This window comes from Streptomyces sp. CNT360 (assembly GCF_000424785.1).
The window spans coordinates 502,495-517,068 of sequence record NZ_AUKO01000004.1 but is presented as its reverse complement, the minus strand read 5'-3'; the positions used below and the strand labels follow the sequence as shown (position 1 = coordinate 517,068).

The 14,574-nt window shown below is 71.8% G+C and carries 17 protein-coding genes; 11 read left to right on the top strand and 6 right to left on the bottom strand.

The window, feature by feature from the left end; translation table 11 throughout:
- Nucleotides 1-5 precede the first annotated feature (5 nt).
- From H297_RS0112520 to H297_RS0112480, 9 genes are all read left to right on the top strand, one after another.
- Entirely contained in the window at nucleotides 6-242 is a 237-nt protein-coding gene (locus H297_RS0112520) for a gas vesicle protein GvpG (protein ID WP_027737327.1), read from the top strand.
- The gene (locus H297_RS0112515) at nucleotides 239-1,054 is read left to right on the top strand and encodes a hypothetical protein (RefSeq protein ID WP_051351772.1); all 816 of its coding nucleotides are present in this window, start codon (nucleotides 239-241) and stop codon (nucleotides 1,052-1,054) included. The genes H297_RS0112520 and H297_RS0112515 overlap by 4 nt, the downstream gene beginning before the upstream one ends.
- A complete protein-coding gene (locus H297_RS0112510) occupies nucleotides 1,026-2,285 on the top strand; it encodes an SRPBCC family protein (protein ID WP_486589489.1) in 1,260 nt (419 codons plus the stop codon). Before H297_RS0112515 ends, H297_RS0112510 begins: the two co-directional genes overlap by 29 nt.
- A gap of 8 nt (nucleotides 2,286-2,293) precedes the next feature.
- On the top strand, nucleotides 2,294-2,665 hold the full coding sequence (locus H297_RS0112505) for a gas vesicle protein (protein WP_027737324.1): 372 nt from the start codon (nucleotides 2,294-2,296) through the stop codon (nucleotides 2,663-2,665).
- Nucleotides 2,655-3,458, top strand: a complete 804-nt coding sequence (locus H297_RS0112500) for a GvpL/GvpF family gas vesicle protein (protein ID WP_027737323.1) — start codon at nucleotides 2,655-2,657, stop codon at nucleotides 3,456-3,458. Before H297_RS0112505 ends, H297_RS0112500 begins: the two co-directional genes overlap by 11 nt.
- 46 nt (nucleotides 3,459-3,504) lie before the next feature.
- Nucleotides 3,505-3,690 carry a gas vesicle protein gene (locus H297_RS0112495; RefSeq protein ID WP_027737322.1) on the top strand — a complete coding sequence of 62 codons (186 nt, stop codon included), beginning with the start codon at nucleotides 3,505-3,507 and terminating at the stop codon, nucleotides 3,688-3,690.
- Nucleotides 3,687-3,965, top strand: coding sequence for a gas vesicle protein K (locus H297_RS0112490; protein WP_027737321.1), 279 nt, complete (start codon nucleotides 3,687-3,689; stop codon nucleotides 3,963-3,965). Before H297_RS0112495 ends, H297_RS0112490 begins: the two co-directional genes overlap by 4 nt.
- Before the next feature lie 19 nt (nucleotides 3,966-3,984).
- Nucleotides 3,985-4,698, top strand: a complete 714-nt coding sequence (locus tag H297_RS0112485; RefSeq protein WP_027737320.1) for an MgtC/SapB family protein — start codon at nucleotides 3,985-3,987, stop codon at nucleotides 4,696-4,698.
- Between the two features lie 87 nt (nucleotides 4,699-4,785).
- Complete coding sequence (locus H297_RS0112480; RefSeq protein ID WP_027737319.1) at nucleotides 4,786-5,160, top strand: DUF6479 family protein; 375 nt, start codon at nucleotides 4,786-4,788, stop codon at nucleotides 5,158-5,160.
- Nucleotides 5,161-5,262: 102 nt separating this feature from the next.
- Here the strand turns inward: H297_RS0112480 and H297_RS0112475 are convergent, their stop codons facing one another.
- The 4 genes from H297_RS0112475 to H297_RS0112460 all read right to left on the bottom strand — a co-directional run bounded on the left by H297_RS0112475 (nucleotide 5,263) and on the right by H297_RS0112460 (nucleotide 9,153).
- Nucleotides 5,263-6,111, bottom strand: coding sequence for a carbohydrate ABC transporter permease (locus tag H297_RS0112475; RefSeq protein WP_106959604.1), 849 nt, complete (start codon nucleotides 6,109-6,111; stop codon nucleotides 5,263-5,265).
- 20 nt (nucleotides 6,112-6,131) lie between these two features.
- Entirely contained in the window at nucleotides 6,132-7,085 is a 954-nt protein-coding gene (locus H297_RS0112470; protein WP_027737317.1) for a carbohydrate ABC transporter permease, read from the bottom strand.
- Nucleotides 7,085-8,389 carry an extracellular solute-binding protein gene (locus H297_RS36030; RefSeq protein ID WP_051351770.1) on the bottom strand — a complete coding sequence of 435 codons (1,305 nt, stop codon included), beginning with the start codon at nucleotides 8,387-8,389 and terminating at the stop codon, nucleotides 7,085-7,087. Before H297_RS36030 ends, H297_RS0112470 begins: the two co-directional genes overlap by 1 nt.
- A 209-nt stretch (nucleotides 8,390-8,598) precedes the next feature.
- Nucleotides 8,599-9,153 carry a TetR family transcriptional regulator gene (locus H297_RS0112460; RefSeq protein WP_027737316.1) on the bottom strand — a complete coding sequence of 185 codons (555 nt, stop codon included), beginning with the start codon at nucleotides 9,151-9,153 and terminating at the stop codon, nucleotides 8,599-8,601.
- Between the two features lie 110 nt (nucleotides 9,154-9,263).
- On the opposite strand from H297_RS0112460, the gene H297_RS36025 reads away from it, so the two are divergent.
- Nucleotides 9,264-10,838 (top strand): MFS transporter, encoded by a 1,575-nt coding sequence (locus tag H297_RS36025; protein ID WP_051351769.1) that lies wholly within the window; start codon nucleotides 9,264-9,266, stop codon nucleotides 10,836-10,838.
- Between the two features lie 30 nt (nucleotides 10,839-10,868).
- Here the strand turns inward: H297_RS36025 and H297_RS0112450 are convergent, their stop codons facing one another.
- Together H297_RS0112450 and H297_RS0112445 are read right to left on the bottom strand one after the other, a co-directional pair.
- Entirely contained in the window at nucleotides 10,869-12,590 is a 1,722-nt protein-coding gene (locus H297_RS0112450) for an MFS transporter (RefSeq protein WP_027737315.1), read from the bottom strand.
- A 53-nt stretch (nucleotides 12,591-12,643) separates the two neighbouring features.
- Complete coding sequence (locus H297_RS0112445) at nucleotides 12,644-13,114, bottom strand: MarR family transcriptional regulator (protein WP_037793791.1); 471 nt, start codon at nucleotides 13,112-13,114, stop codon at nucleotides 12,644-12,646.
- A 261-nt stretch (nucleotides 13,115-13,375) separates the two neighbouring features.
- On the opposite strand from H297_RS0112445, the gene H297_RS0112440 reads away from it, so the two are divergent.
- Nucleotides 13,376-14,494: a M23 family metallopeptidase gene (locus H297_RS0112440; protein WP_064744812.1), complete on the top strand. Its 1,119-nt coding sequence runs from the start codon at nucleotides 13,376-13,378 to the stop codon at nucleotides 14,492-14,494.
- Nucleotides 14,495-14,574: the final 80 nt, after the last annotated feature.

Genomic DNA, 14,574 nt, shown 5'->3' with positions numbered 1-14,574 from the left:
CCGTGATGGGCCTGATCAGCGAGTTGCTGCTGCTTCCCGCCGCCCCGCTGCGTGGCACCGCCTGGGTGCTGCGCCAGGTACGCGACGAGGCGGAGCGGCAGTACCGCGACCCCGCCACCGTCCAGCGCGAGCTGCGGGAACTGGAGCGGGCGCTGCTGGCCGGTGAGATCGACGAAGCCGAGTTCGACCGGCGCGAGGACGAGCTTCTCGCGCGTCTGGAGAACAGGAACCCATGGACATGAACAACAGACTGACGATGGCGCTGGCTGTCGCCGGAGGCTACGTCCTCGGGCGCACCAAGAAGGCGAAGTTCGCCTTCGGCGTCGCGACGATGGTGATGGGCAAGCGCCTCAAGCTCAACCCGCAGGCGCTGGCGACCTTCGCCAAGGACCAGCTCGCGAACAATCCGCAGTTCAAGGAGTTGGGCGACCAGCTCCGTACCGATCTGCGGGGCGCGGGCAAGGCGGCCACCGGAGCCCTGGTCAACCGCCAGGTCAACGCGCTGGCCGACCGGCTGCACGAGCGCACCCTCGGTGTGCGCGACCAGCTCGCCGGGGTCGGCGAGGGGGCCGAGGACGTGGGCGGCGCCGCCAAGGACACCGCCCAGGACACCGCGTCCACCGCGAAGAACACCGCAGGGAGGGCCGGTGGCGCCGTGGCCGGAGCCGGGCGCAAGGCCCTGTCCGGCGGCACGGAGGCCGAGGAGGAGACCGGCGGGAACGAGGAGGGCCCCGACGCCGGCAGCTCCGGCGGCGCCCGTACCTCCGGCTCCGGAAGGAAGAGCTCCGCGGGTGCGGCGAAGAACACGTCGGGCACCGCAAAGAGGGCGGGCCGCACCGCCGACCAGGGGTCCGAGACCGGCAGAGCGGCGGCCAAGCGCCCGGCCAAGAAGCAGGGTTCCGGGCGGGCCCCGGCGAAGAAGGCGGCCTCCTCCGCGAACCGCTCCTCGTCCTCCACCGCGAAGCGGACCGGCACCAGGACGACTGCGAAGTCGGCGTCCACGAGCACGAGGGCGAAGAGCAGCGGTGCGAAGGGAGGCCGGAGCCGTGACTGACACCGAGACCAGGGACAACGGCGGCGGCAAGCTGCCCGGCGGGCTGGACACCGAGGCGACGGACCGCCTCAAGTCGGTGGCACGCGACTTCGCCATGGCCGAGGGCGAGAAGCTGCTGAACGGGCTGGGCCGCAAGCTCGGGCAGACCACCAGCAAGCTCAACGACGTGGCCGAGGGCAACAGCCCCGGCCTGGGCAAGCTGGCGCTGGACACCGGCCGCAAGGTCATGGAGGGCAAGGGCCCGCTGCGCACCGCCGTGGAGGTCGGCGGCGGCCACCTCAAGGACAAGGCGGTCGAGGGGGGCAAGGGTCTCTTCGGCGGCGGCAAGCAGCGCAAGGGCAGCGGTGGTCAGAAGCCGGTGGTCATCCTGGAGTACGTGGACGTGGGTGTCCCGATCAGGGACGCCTACGACCAGTGGACGCAGCTTCAGGACTTCAGCTCCTTCGCCAAGGGCGTCAAGGACGTCACCGTCGCCGACGACACCACCTCCGACTGGAAGGCGAAGATCTTCTGGTCCAGCCGGAGTTGGAAGGCGACCACCACCGAGCAGATACCCGACCAGCGGATCGCCTGGACGTCCGAGGGCGCCAAGGGCAGCACCAAGGGCGTGGTGACGTTCCACGAGCTGACCGAGAACCTCACCCGCGTCGTCCTGCTCATCGAGTACTACCCCAAGGGCCTCTTCGAGAAGACCGGCAACATCTGGCGAGCCCAGGGCCGCCGGGCCCGTCTGGACCTCAAGCACTACGTGCGCCACATCTCGATGAAGGGCGAGGCCGACGAGGGCTGGCGCGGCGAGATCCGCGACGGCGAGGTCGTCGTCACCCACGAGGACGCGGTCGCCGAGGAGGAGAACGAGAGCGCCGAGGGCGACGCCTCCGAGGAGACCGGTCAGGACGCCGACGAGGCGGACGGTCAGGCCGAGGACGAGTACGCCGACGGCGAGTACGAGGACGCCGACGCGGAGGAGGAGCCCCGCGACGAGGCGGAGGGCATCGACGACGGGGCCGAGGGCATCGAGGACGACCCCGAGGAGCCCGAAGACTACGAGGACGCCGACGCGGAGGACGCCGGGGAGTACGAGGAGCCGGAGGCGGCCTACGAGGAGGACGACGCACCCGAGGCCGAGGAAGCCGAGGGAGCCGAGGGACTCGACGGGGAGTACGACGGAGAGGACGCCGTGCCCGAGGACGCCGAGGAGGAGTACGCCGCGGCGGGTGAGCGCCGGTGAGTACGCCGATGCCCGGGGCCGGCAGGCTGCCCGACCGGTACGAGGGCGGCAGCAGCGCCAACCTCGCCGACATCCTCGAACGGGTCCTGGACAAGGGCGTGGTGATCGCGGGTGACATCCGCATCAACCTGCTCGACATCGAGCTGCTGACCATCAAGCTCCGGCTGATCGTCGCCTCCGTCGACAAGGCGAAGGAGATGGGCATCGACTGGTGGGAGACGGACCCTGCGCTCAGCTCCCAGGCCCGTCGCGGCGAGCTGTCGCAGGAGAACGCCCGGCTGCGCGAGCGCATCGCGGAGCTGGAGGGCCGCGCTCCCGAGACCCGTCAGGCCCGGCCTGCGGAAGAGGAGAGCAGGGAGGTGGAAGGCCGTGAGCGGTGAGCTGAGGTACGTCTACGCGGTGACCGCGCCCCTTCCGGGGCCGCTCCCGCAAGACCTTCGGGGCGTCGGTGGCGCGGCCCCCTGCCTCGTCGAGCACGGCGGGCTGGTGGCCGTGGTGAGCCCCGTGTCCGAGGACGACTTCGCCGAGGAGCCGTTGCGGGCCCACCTGGAGGACCTGCGCTGGCTGGAGGAGACGGCCCGCGCCCATCAGGGTGTCGTGGACGCCCTGACCACGCTGACCTGCCCCCTCCCGCTGCGCCTGGCGACCGTCTACCACGACGACGACGGCGTCCGGCGGGCCCTGGAGGAGGGCCGGGAGGACTTCGCGGCGACGCTGGAGCGGCTGGAGGGCCGCATCGAGTGGGGCGTGAAGGTCTACGCGGAGCGCGCCGCCGAACCGGCCGCCGCGCAGGCGGCACCCACCAGCGGCCGGGACTTCCTGCGCCGCCGGCGGCAGGAGGTGACCGCCCGGGAGAACGCCCTCCAGGAGGCCGAGGAACTCGGCCGTACGCTGCACGCGGCGCTCGCGGCCGAGGCGGAGGACGTGCGGGTCCACCCGGCGCAGAACCCGCAGCTCTCCCAGGCACCGGGGCAGAACCTGCTCAACGCGGCCTACCTGGTGCCCCGTGAGCGGGCCCAGCAGTTCGTCGACCGCGTCGAGCAGCTGGGCGGGCACGATCCCGGTGTCCGTGTCGAGCTGACCGGCCCGTGGGCGCCGTACTCCTTCGCGTCCGCCCAGCAGGCCGGCGCCGCACCGCAGGGGGAGGGCCGCCGTGACGGCGCCGTCAGCTGAACCGGCCGTACCGCCGGGGTCGGCGGCCGTCGACTCGCAGCGGCCGCTGGCCCGGCGGCAGGTGGCCCTGGTGGACCTGCTGGACCGGCTGCTGGGTTCCGGCGTGGTGCTCACCGGCTCGCTCACGCTCGGTATCGCCGACGTCGACCTGGTACGGATCGATCTGCGGGCCCTCATCAGTTCGGTCAACGCACGCGTCCCCTCGCCCTGGGAGGGAGGAGAGCCCCTGTGACGGCACGCCGACTCGACTTCGACCCGGACACCGTGGAGCGCGACCTGGCGGCACTGGTGCTGACCATCGTCGAACTGCTGCGTCAGCTGGTGGAACGCCAGGCCCTGCGCCGGGTGGATGTAGGAGACCTGGACGAGGAGCAGGAGGAGCGCATCGGGATGACGCTCATGCTGCTGGAGGACCGCATGGCGCTGCTGCGGGAGCGCTTCGGTCTCACCCCCGAGGAGCTGAACCTGGACCTCGGTCCGCTGGGTCCCCTGCTGCCCACCGACTGAGACCTGTTAGACCTCCCTTATGCACGACGCCTTCTCCTCCTCCCTGGGCCAGGGCTGGCCGCAGTTCGCGGACCTGGCCCTGGCCTTCGTCCTGACCTCGCTGATCGGCCTGGAGAGGCGGGCCAAGCGCAAGAGCGCGGGGCTGCGCACCCACGCCCTGGTGGGGCTCGGCGCAGCGCTGTTCATGCTGGTCAGCAAGTACGGCTTCGCCGATCTGATGGGCACCGACGACGTCTCCTTCGACCCGTCGCGGATCGCGGCCCAGGTCGTCTCCGGGGTCGGTTTCCTCGGCGCCGGTGTGATCTTCTTCCGGCGGGACGTGGTGCGCGGCCTGACGACCGCGGCGATCGTGTGGGAGTCCGCAGCGGTCGGCATGGCCTGCGGAGCCGGGCTGCCGCTGCTGGCCCTGGTCGTGGTCGGCTTCCACTTCCTCACCGTGTGGGGCTTCACCAAGCTGGGTGAACACCTGCCCGACATAGAGCCGAGCAGGCTGCTGCTCACCTACGAGGAGGGGCGCGGGGTGCTGCGCGGCGCACTGGAGGTGTGCACGCAGCGTGGCTTCTCCATCACGGAGACGGAGGCCGCCCGGGCCGACGAGGTACACACCAGGCGCACCCGGCTGACCCTCGCCGTCACCGGACGGGGCTCCGTGCCCGAGCTGGTGGCCGCGCTGATCGAGGTGCCGGGCATGATCGCGGTGAACGGGAAGCAGCCCGGTGCCTCGTCCGAGTGAGACCGGGTGCGCACAAGCGGCAGGTTTCCCCTCGTCCCGTGCGGAAACCCCGTGTGGTGACACCGCGAGCCGAAGGGGGCTGAGCACATGAACGCGGACGTCACCCAGACGGCCATGGACCTCGCTGCCCGTGATCTTTTCGTGGGTCTCGCGCCGTTGATCATCGGAGTGCTGATCGTCTGCGCGTTGATCGGCGCGGTCTGGCTGGGTATCCGGGTGAAGAACCGCGAGCCCGAGCCGCCGGAGCCCAAGGACCAGCCGCACATGCCTCCGGAGGGTCCGACCGACGAGGTCGTCACCAACCGCGAGCCCGACGAGATGCCCCGCGACGGCGTGCGCCGGCTGCCGCACGACGGGGTGCGCGACACCGGGGACCGGGAAGGCCACCCGGGCGAGCCGCCCCGCCGTAAGAAGTGGGAGCCCGGCAAGAGCGGTTCCTTCGGCAGCGGCGGTCCCGGCTGATCGGGACCTGTGACATGGCTGGGGCGCCCCGCCCCCGCGGGGCGCCCCAGCCATGTCACAGGCGGTCTCGCGGCTGCTGCAGTGGGGCTCGGCCGGGCCGGGTCACTTGCCGATCCCCAGCGTCATCCCGGTGATGATCCGCCGTGAGAGCCAGGCGTAGAGGGTCAGCATGGGCGCCACGATCAGGCACAGGCCGGCGAACATGCCGCCCCAGTCGGCGCCCCGGTACTGCTGCTCGCCGATGAAGCGGGCCAGCACCAGCGGCAGCGTGAAGTTGTCGTTGCTCTGCATCAGGGAGAGCGCGAAGAGCGTCTCGTTCCAGTTGTTGATCACTTGCAGGACGAAGGCGGTGATCAGTCCGGACCGGGCCATCGGCAGCACGATCTGCCAGAAGGTACGGGCCGGTGAGGCACCGTCCAGCGCGGCTGCCTCCTCCAGTTCGCCGGGCAGTGAGCGCAGGAAGCCGGTCAGCAGGAAGACGGTGAAGGGCATCGCGATCCCGACGTACACCAGGAAGAGGCCGGGCAGCGTGTCCACCAGGTTCACCTTGCTGAGCATGAAGAACACCGGGATCAGCAGGACCTGCCCGGGCACCCCCAGGCCCAGCACGAACAGCATCGTCAGCGGACCGGCCAGCGAGTTGAGCCGGCGGCTGAGTGCGTAGGCCGCCGGGGCGGCCAGGACGACCGAGACCAGCGCGGCCGATCCGCTGACCAGCACGCTGTTGACCGCGGCTCGCCCGAAGCCGGAGTCGAACGCGGTCGCGTAGTTGGACAGCTTCCACGGGTCGGGCAGCGCCCAGGGGTTGTCGAAGACCGACCGCGAGTCCCGCAGCGAGGTCAGCACCATCCACAGCAGCAACAGCAGTCCGGCCGCGACGCTCAGCCAGATGAGCCCGATGCCGCACGCCCGCGCCGGGCTTCTGCGCCTGCCGCCCACAGTCAGGGCCACCGGTGCACCTCCTTGAGATCTCAGTACTCGATCGGGTCCCGGCGCATCAGCCGGCGCAGCAGGGCGGTGAAGACGGCGACCAGCACCAGGCTGGTGACCCCGGCCGCACACACCGAGCCGAACTGGGGGATGTCCGTGCCGGTGAAGGCGTTGCGGTAGATGTACAGCGCGCTCGTCCACGTCTCGATGGGCGGGGCGCTGGTGGTGAAGGTGCCGCCGAAGACGAGGACCAGCTCGAAGACCTTCACGGAGCTGATCGTCCACAGCACGGCGCACACGCTCACCACGTCCCAGCTCAGCGGGAGTGTGATGTGCCAGAACTTGCGGAAGGCGCCGGCCCCGGCCAGTTCCGCGTCCTCGTAGAGGTACGCGGGGATGTTGTCGACGGCGGCCATGATGATGGCGACGTAGAAGCCGGTGGAGGTGCACACCATCGTCGCCATGATCAGGAGGAAGACGTTGTCGCTGCCCAGCCACTTGGGCGGGTCGTCCACGCCGAGCGCGGACAGCGCGGAGTCGACCAGTCCGCCGGGGTTGAACAGGAAGCCGGCCAGTACGCCGAAGACCATGGCGTTGACGATGTGCGGGAAGAAGAGCACGGCCCGCACGAACTTCCTGCCCGCCATCTCGCGCAGGACCGTCGTCAACGCGAACGCCAGGACGAAGACGGCCACGCCGACGCACACCAGGATCTTGAAGGTGTTCAGCATCGAGGTGCGGAAGAACGGGTCGTCGAGCAGCGCCCGGTAACTGCCCAGCCCGTTCCACTCCATCGGGGTGTAGCCGTCCCAGGTGTGGAAGCTGGTCCAGAATCCGAACAGCAGCGGACCGATGTAGAAGACGGCCAGGAACGCCAGCGCCGGGACGACGAAGGGCCAGAACAGCTTCCGCCGCCTGACCGCCAGCGGTGTCCCGCGGCTCGCTGCCGCCGGCGGCCGGTCGGCCTGCTTGCGGCCCGCCGTCGAAACCGCCATCAGCCCTTGGCCTTGTGGTACGAGACGTGCAGCTTCTTCATCTTCGCGACGAACGCGTCGGCGCCGATGTCACCGGAGAACAGGTCCTTGTACGCCGGGTAGAGGGCCTTGTCGGTGTAGGAGGTCACCGAACCGGGCAGCTGTTCGCGCGAGGGCGTGGACTCCATCTGTTCCTTCGCGTCCCTGAGTAGCGGCGGCGCCGCGATGTCCGGGCGCGGGGCGATGTTGCCCGCCTTGGACGCGATGCCCGCCAGCCGCTTCCTGGCCAGGAAGTAGGAGATGAACTTCTCCGCCGCCGCACCGTTCTTCGCCTGCTCGGGCACCGCGAAACCGAACAGCCGCACGTCCGTGGCGTCGCGTCTGCCGCCCTTGTCCGCGACCGCGGAGGGGAAGGGCGCGGAGCGGAAGTCGAAGCCCTTCGCGGCGAACTTCCCCGTCTCGGTGGGCAGCCAGCTCCCGTTCAGCATGAAGGCCGCCTTTCCCTGCGCCCAGCGGTTCTGCTGCTCGGGATACTTGCTCGCGTCGTACCCCTTGAGCAGGTACCCCTTGTCCGCCAGCTCGCGGACCTTCTCTGCGGCCTCCGCGACCGCCGGATCGTCCCAGCCCTTCCCGGACTTGTCGGTGATGGCCTTCTTCATGACGCCGTCGCCGCCGATCCGGTCCGCGAGATAGTCCAGCCACCACAGGATGTAGACGGGCTGGTCGCCGTCGGCCGCGATGCAGGCCCGGCCCTTGTCCTTGAGCTGCGCGCAGATGTCCAGCAGTTCGTCCCAGGTCCGCGGCGCCTTGACGGGCTCGTCCCGGTCGGCCGCGTTGTACCAGAGGTTGACGGAGGTGACCTCGTAGGGGACCAGCCACTTGTTGCCGCCGCTGTCGGGCAGCCCGCGCAGATAGTCCAGGTAGCTCATCTTCAGCGCCTTGTTCAGCGGCTTGGTCTCACCCGTCGCGGGGCGCTCGAAGACGCCGGAAAGGTCCTTGGCGCGGCCCGTCTGCACCAGCGTCGGATACAGCTTGTCGTCGGACTGGTCGACCAGGTCGGGCACCTTGCCCGAGGTCAGCGTCGGGGCGAGCTTCTCCATGACCGTGCGGCCCTGCCACTGCACGTTCACCTTGATGCCGGTGTCCTGGGTGAAATCCTTGATCGCCGACTTCAGGACGGCGGCCTGCGGCTCGTTCTCCGTCCACATCGACCAGTACGTCAGGCTCTTGCCGTCACCGCCGCCCGAGCCGCACCCCGTCAGCGAACCGAGAACGGCCACGGCCGCCACCGCGGCGGCGGCCGTGCGGGTTCGGGTGTGGGTCATGGGTCCTCCCGGCGACGGGCCGCGCGGTTCCGGCGCGGGCGGTCCTGCCCCCGGGATGCGCGGAGTTGAAGCGGACAGAGCAATTGATCCCGCGCGCGCAGGCCACGGTCAAGATGCGTGCGCAGAAGTCCACTTGTGCACGCCACTTGTCCAAGCCCGCCCGCGCTGGTCGTCCGCGCCCGCCCGTACCGGGGGCCCGGCGGGGCCGGTCAGGGCGTGAGCAGGGCGGCGAGGGGGGAGGTGATGTCGGCCCTGGTGGGAGGGGTGGCGGCGGCGAGCGACTGGAGGAGGAGGCCGTCCAGCACCCGGGAGAGGGCGCGGGCGGTCTGCTCGTCCGTGTGCGCGCCGAGCACCTCCCGTTCGGTCTCCGCGTACAGCAGCGCCGACTCGCGCAGCTCCGGGCGGCGCATCGCCGCGGTGGACAGCTCGAAGGAGAGCACCAGCTCGGCGCGGTTGTCGCGCAACTGGGTCACGACCAGGTCGGCCAGCGCCTCGACCAGCTCGGCCGGGGAGGGCGCACCCAGCCCGTCGCCCCACTCGTGCAGGGCCTGTGCGTAGCGCTCGCTGAGCCGGCGGATGGCCGCGTCCAGCAGGTCGTCGAGGGTGGCGAAGTAGTAGGTGGTCGAGCCGAGCGGTACGTCCGCCTCGCGGGCGACCGCCCGGTGGCTGAGGCCGGCGATGCCGTGCTCCAGCAGGATCCGCTCCGTGGCGGCCATGATCCGCTCCCGGCGCCCCGGGTCGGCCGGTCCGCGCTTGGCTGCCATGGGTGCTGCCCGCCTCTCTCCGTTCCGGGCGCCGTTTTTGTGTACCGTAGTACACAGACTTATGTACGCCCGTACACAAAAACGGGTTGACAGAACGGAGACACTCACCCATGGCGCACGACGCGACCGGGAAGGCCGGACCACGAGAGTGGGCAGGGCTGGTCGTCCTCACGCTGCCCGTGCTGCTGATCGCGATCGACCTCACCGTCCTCGGCTTCGCCGTGCCCGCCCTCAGCGAGGACCTGGCCCCCTCCAGCACCCAACTGCTGTGGCTGGTGGACATCTACTCCTTCGTCCTCGCCGGGATGCTGGTCACCATGGGCACCCTGGGGGACCGCATCGGCCGGCGCAAGCTGCTGGTGGCGGGCTGCGCCGGCTTCGGGGCCGCCTCCGCACTCGCCGCCTACGCCCCCAGTGCGGCCGCCCTGATCGGGGCCCGGGTCCTGCTGGGCATCGCCGGCGCCACCCTGATGCCCTCCACCCTCTCGCTGCTGCGCAACATGTTCCGCGACCAGCGCCAGCGCCTTCTGGCCATCGCTGCATGGGGTTCCGCCTTCAGCGCGGGATCGGCCCTCGGCCCGGTGGTCGGCGGCGTCCTGCTGGCGCACTTCTGGTGGGGCTCGGTCTTCCTGATCAACCTGCCTCTGGTCGTGCTGGCCCTGATCGGGCTGCCGTTGCTGGTGCCCGAGACCAAGGACCCGGCGCCGGGCCGCTTCGACCTGCCGAGCGCCGCGCTCACGCTGCTGACCGTGCTGCCCGTCGTCTACGCCGTCAAGAGCTTCGCCCACGGCGACGAGCTGATCTCGCTGCCGTTCCTCGTCGTCGGACTCGCCTTCGGAGCCGTGTTCGTCCGCCGGCAGCGCGCCCTGTCCGACCCGCTGATCGACATCTCGCTCTTCCGCATCCGCCGCTTCTCCACCGCCGTCGTCACCAACGTGCTGGTCGTCTTCGTGCTGGCCGGGTCCCTCTTCTTCATCCCGCAGTACCTCCAACTGTCCGAGGGGCTCTCGCCCCTGCGTGGCGGACTGCTCCTGCTGCCGGGCGCCGCCCTGTCCGTGGCCTCCGGATTCTTCGCGGCCGCCGCCGCGCGGCGCACCGGACTGCGGCAGCTCATCGCCGCCGGACTGGCGACGGCCGCACTCGGCTTCGCGGCCATGACGGCCCTTCCGCCGGGGCACGGCGTGCTCGTCGTCGTGCTCGCCTTCTGCCTGGTCAGCCTGGGCGTGGGCACGGTGATGACGCTGACCAACGACATGGTGCTCTCCACCGTGCCGCCCGAGCGGGCCGGTGCGGCCTCGGCCGTCTCGGAGACCGGCATCGAACTGGGCGGGGCGCTCGGGGTCGCCGTCCTGGGCAGCGTGCTGTCCTCGGCGTACCGGATGGGACTCGACCCGGTCGACGGCGTCCCCTCGCGGGCGCTGGACGCGGCCCGCGAAACGCTGGGCAGCGCGCTGGCGGCCGCGGCCCGGCTGGGTGGCGCACCCGGCAGAGCGCTGGCCGGTGAGGCGCGGGACGCCTTCTGCGACGGCATCCGGTTCACCGGGCTCGCCGGTGCGTGCCTGCTCGCGGCCGCCGCCGCCCTGGCCTGGTCGCTGCTGCGCCCGCGGCCGGGCGAGAGCGCCACCTACAGCGAGAGCAGCCCTGCGCACCCCGAACCGGACACCGCCCCCTCCCCGGGGGCGTGAGATCCCGGGAAGGGGGCGGCGCCCCGTGGTTCACGCTGCTCCGCTGCGCAGCTCCGCCAGGGTGTGAGCGGTCAACGGCCGCGGTGCGGTGTCGGGGTCGACGAGGAGGACGTCGCAGCCCGCGGCATGGGCGAGGGCGGTGGTGAAGCTGCCGTCCGCGAACTGCGCCAGGGCGCCGCGGGGTGAGCGGCCGACCGTCACGGCGCGGGCCGAGACCTCGGCGGCGTGCCGGGCCAGGGCGCGTCCGGCCGCGGCGTGGTCACCGACGCTGGTGAGGACCTGTCCGCCGGCGGGGATGCCCTCGCCGGCGAGCCGGTCCAGGTGCGCCGTCACCGCGGCCCGTGCCTGCTCCGCGTCCTCCGTGTCGACGACCTGTTCCTCGACGACCGCGGCCTGCCGGACGTGGACGACCTCCAGCGGGCTGCCGGAGAGGCGGGCGAAGCGCGCCGCGGTGTCCACGATGGTGGCGGCCCGTTCATGGGCGCCGACGGCCACGATGACCGGCCGCTCGCCGGCCGCCGCCGTTCCGCCGACGGGGGTGAGCGCCGGGGTGACCGGCTCCGCCTCCTCGGGCTGCGCCTCCGCCTGCTTGAGCAGCCCATGGCCGCTGGCCAGCACCGGAATGGCCAGCAGGAAGGTGGCGGCGCCCAGGTAGAAGGGGACGCTGAGGTCGGCGGCGTCGGCCAGCTTGCCCGCCACGTACGGGGCCAGGCCGCCGCCGATGAAGCGCAGGAAGCCGTAGGCGGAGGAGGCCACCGGGCGCTCGACGGGGGAGACGAGCATGACGGCCTGGGTGGTGAGCGTGTTGTTGATGCCGATGAAGGCGCCGCTGAGGATGACCGCCACGATCACCACGGTCGGCGTGCTGACCCCGGCGGCGATGACGGCCATCACCACGCCGAGCCCCAGGAGGTTGGCGTACAGCACCGGCGCGGTGCCCCAACGGGCCTGCAGGCGCGGGGCGAAGAAGACGCTGAAGGCGGCCACCAGCAGGCCCCAGCCGGTGAAGACCAGGCCGAGCTCGTGGGCTTCCAGCTCCATGGGGTACGGCGCGTAGCCGAGCATGGTGAAGAAGCCCCAGTTGTAGAGCAGGGCCATGCTGCCCATGGTCAGCAGGCCGCGGTGGCGCAGCGCCTTGAGCGGGGCGAGGGCGGAGGTGGGGCGCGCGGGTTTCGGCAGGTTCGGCACGAACGCGATGGTCGCGGCGAGTGCGACGGCCATGAGGACGGCGACGCCGAAGAACGGGCCGCGCCAGGATATGGCTCCCAACTCCCCGCCCAGCAACGGGCCGACAGCGATGCCGAGTCCCAGGGCGGTCTCGTACAGGATGATGGCGCCGCCGAAGCCGCCGCTGGCCGAGGCGACGATCACGGCCAGCGAGGTGGCGATGAACAGGGCGTTGCCCAGCCCCCAGCCGGCCCGGAAGCCGACGATGCCGTTGATGGAACCGGAGGCTCCGGCCAGCGCCGCGAAGGCGACGATGATCACCAGGCCTATGACGAGGGTGCGTTTGGCGCCGAAGCGGCTGGAGAACCAGCCGACGATCAGCATCGCCACCGCGGTGACGATCAGATAGCTGCTGAAGAGCAGGGAGACCTGGCTGGGCGAGGCCTTCAGGCTCTCGGCCAGGGCGGGCAGGATCGGATCCACCAGGCCGATGCCCATGAACGAGATCACGCACGCGAACGCGACGGCCCAGACGGCCTTCGGCTGCTTGAACGGGCTCGCGGCCTTTCCTTGCGGTGCACTCATGTGTGCTTCTCTTCCGGAAAGTCGACGGACGAGGGGACGGTTGCAGGGCGGGGTCAGGAGCGGGCGGGTGGGCCCTGGCGGGCCCGGATGGCGCGGGCCAGGGCCGGCAGGGCGAGGCGGACGGCCTCCTGCTCGGGCTTGTCCAGCTCCGCCACCAGCTCTCCCAGGGCCTCGGCGCGCTCGGCACGCCGCCGGCGGAAGAGCTCCAGGCCCGCGTCGGTTGCCTCCACCAGGACGCCGCGGCCGTCGCTGCGGTCCGCGGTGCGCCGTACCAGGGCGGCCCGCTCCAGCCGGGTGACGAGCTGGGTCATGTTCGGCTGGGAGACGCCTTCGGCCCGGGCCAGTTCGGTCAGCCGCTGCGGACCCTCGCGGCCCAGGCGGGCCAGCGTCTGGGAGGCCGCGGTGCTCAGCCCGCCCGCGGTGGCGCTGCGGCGTACGTAGCCGACCATCTGCTCGACCGCGATGATCAGGTCCTCCGGTGGGGCCTGGTGGGGGTCCGCGCTCTCCGTCACCCGCTTCTGCATAAGTGCATTATGCATTTCTGTGTAGGTAGAAACAAATGGAGGTCGGCCGGCGGTCCGCGCGCCGACAGGGACCCACCGCCGGCGGGACCGGCCACCGGGGGCGCGCGGCGGACGTCCGTGCGCCGGGGGTCCGGAGCTCTACCGGCGGAGCCGGAAATGCACCCGTCCCGGGGACACGCGACTGCGTCGAACGGCCCAAGCCGCCCGCGTGCCGCGCCCGCGCGGCCGGTCCGACGCGGTGCGCGGACGCACGATCGTGCCATGACTCAGGCCGTACGAAAGAGACGGGCGGCGGCCCCGCTGGCCGCGCTGCTGTGCGCCGTGGCGCTCGCCGGCGGCGCTCCGCACGCCGCCGGAGCCGCCCCGGCGCAGCAGACGTCCGAGACGGTGCAGCCGCTCTCCGACCGGATCGCCGCCCTCTACCGCGAGGCCACCGCGGCCTCCGCGCGGTTCGAGGCCGCCCAGCGCAAGGCCACCGCGCAGCGCACCGCCGCCCGGCGTGCCACCCGTGCCGTCCACCGCGGCGAGCGGCGGCTGCACACCCTGCACCGGCAGCTCGGCGCCGTGGCCCGGCAGCAGTACCAGCAGGGCAGTTGGGCCCCCGGTACCCGGCTGCTGACCACCTCGTCCCCCGAGACGCTGCTGGACAAGCTGCGTTCGCAGCGCCAGGGCGACCACGCCTTCCGGCGGCTGCTGTTCAGCACCAAGGCCACTCAGCGGCAGCTGGTCCGCGACCGGGCGCACGAACGGGCGGTGCTCGGCAGGCTGAAGGCGGACGCCGCCCAGCAGCGGCGCGCCAAGCGCGCGGTGGAGCAGCGGCTCGCGCAGGCCAGGGTGCGGATGCGTCAGGAGCGCGCGGCCCGGGCCGCGCGGGCGGCCGGCCCGGTCTCCCGGGCGGCGCTCCAGGCCGTGCCCGTCAGCGCCTCCGGCGGATGCGCCTACAGCCCGCCGCCGAAGGGGCGGGCGCACAGCGACGCGACGTGGGTGAAGCCGGTCAAGGGCTACACGCTCTCCGCCGGTTTCGCCTCCTCCGGCAAGCGCTGGGGACACAACCACACCGGGCAGGACTTCGCCGTGGGGACCGGTACCCCGGTGCGTGCCGTGGGTGCGGGCACCGTCGTCAAGACGGCGTGCGGCGGCCCGTTCGGCAACCACATCGTCATCCGGCACGCCAACGGCTACTACACGCAGTACGCGCACCTCTCGCGGATCCAGACCAAGCAGGGTGCGCACGTGCGGGCGGGGGAGCGCATCGGGCTGTCCGGCAGCACGGGCAACTCCACCGGTCCGCACCTGCACTTCGAGGTGCGGGTCACGCCCGAGTACGGCTCGGCCGTCAACCCCGTGCCATGGCTGCGCAACCGGGGTGTGGACGTGTGACGGTGCCGCCGTCGGGGTGCGAACAGGGGGTCCGGGGCGCCGTCGTCCCGGACCCTCCGACGCTGCGGACGGGCACGGGC

Bases quoted from the DNA above. Each gene is read 5' to 3' on its own strand.
- H297_RS36025 (WP_051351769.1), top strand. From the start codon at position 9,264: ATGGCGCACGACGCGACCGGGAAGGCCGGACCACGAGAGTGGGCAGGG.
- H297_RS0112520 (WP_027737327.1), top strand. From the start codon at position 6: ATGGGCCTGATCAGCGAGTTGCTGCTGCTTCCCGCCGCCCCGCTGCGT.
- H297_RS0112450 (WP_027737315.1), bottom strand. From the start codon at position 12,590: ATGAGTGCACCGCAAGGAAAGGCCGCGAGCCCGTTCAAGCAGCCGAAG.
- H297_RS0112515 (WP_051351772.1), top strand. From the start codon at position 239: ATGAACAACAGACTGACGATGGCGCTGGCTGTCGCCGGAGGCTACGTC.
- H297_RS0112505 (WP_027737324.1), top strand. From the start codon at position 2,294: ATGCCCGGGGCCGGCAGGCTGCCCGACCGGTACGAGGGCGGCAGCAGC.
- H297_RS0112440 (WP_064744812.1), top strand. From the start codon at position 13,376: ATGACTCAGGCCGTACGAAAGAGACGGGCGGCGGCCCCGCTGGCCGCG.
- H297_RS0112460 (WP_027737316.1), bottom strand. From the start codon at position 9,153: ATGGCAGCCAAGCGCGGACCGGCCGACCCGGGGCGCCGGGAGCGGATC.
- H297_RS0112480 (WP_027737319.1), top strand. From the start codon at position 4,786: ATGAACGCGGACGTCACCCAGACGGCCATGGACCTCGCTGCCCGTGAT.
- H297_RS0112485 (WP_027737320.1), top strand. From the start codon at position 3,985: ATGCACGACGCCTTCTCCTCCTCCCTGGGCCAGGGCTGGCCGCAGTTC.
- H297_RS0112470 (WP_027737317.1), bottom strand. From the start codon at position 7,085: ATGGCGGTTTCGACGGCGGGCCGCAAGCAGGCCGACCGGCCGCCGGCG.
- H297_RS36030 (WP_051351770.1), bottom strand. From the start codon at position 8,389: ATGACCCACACCCGAACCCGCACGGCCGCCGCCGCGGTGGCGGCCGTG.
- H297_RS0112445 (WP_037793791.1), bottom strand. From the start codon at position 13,114: ATGCAGAAGCGGGTGACGGAGAGCGCGGACCCCCACCAGGCCCCACCG.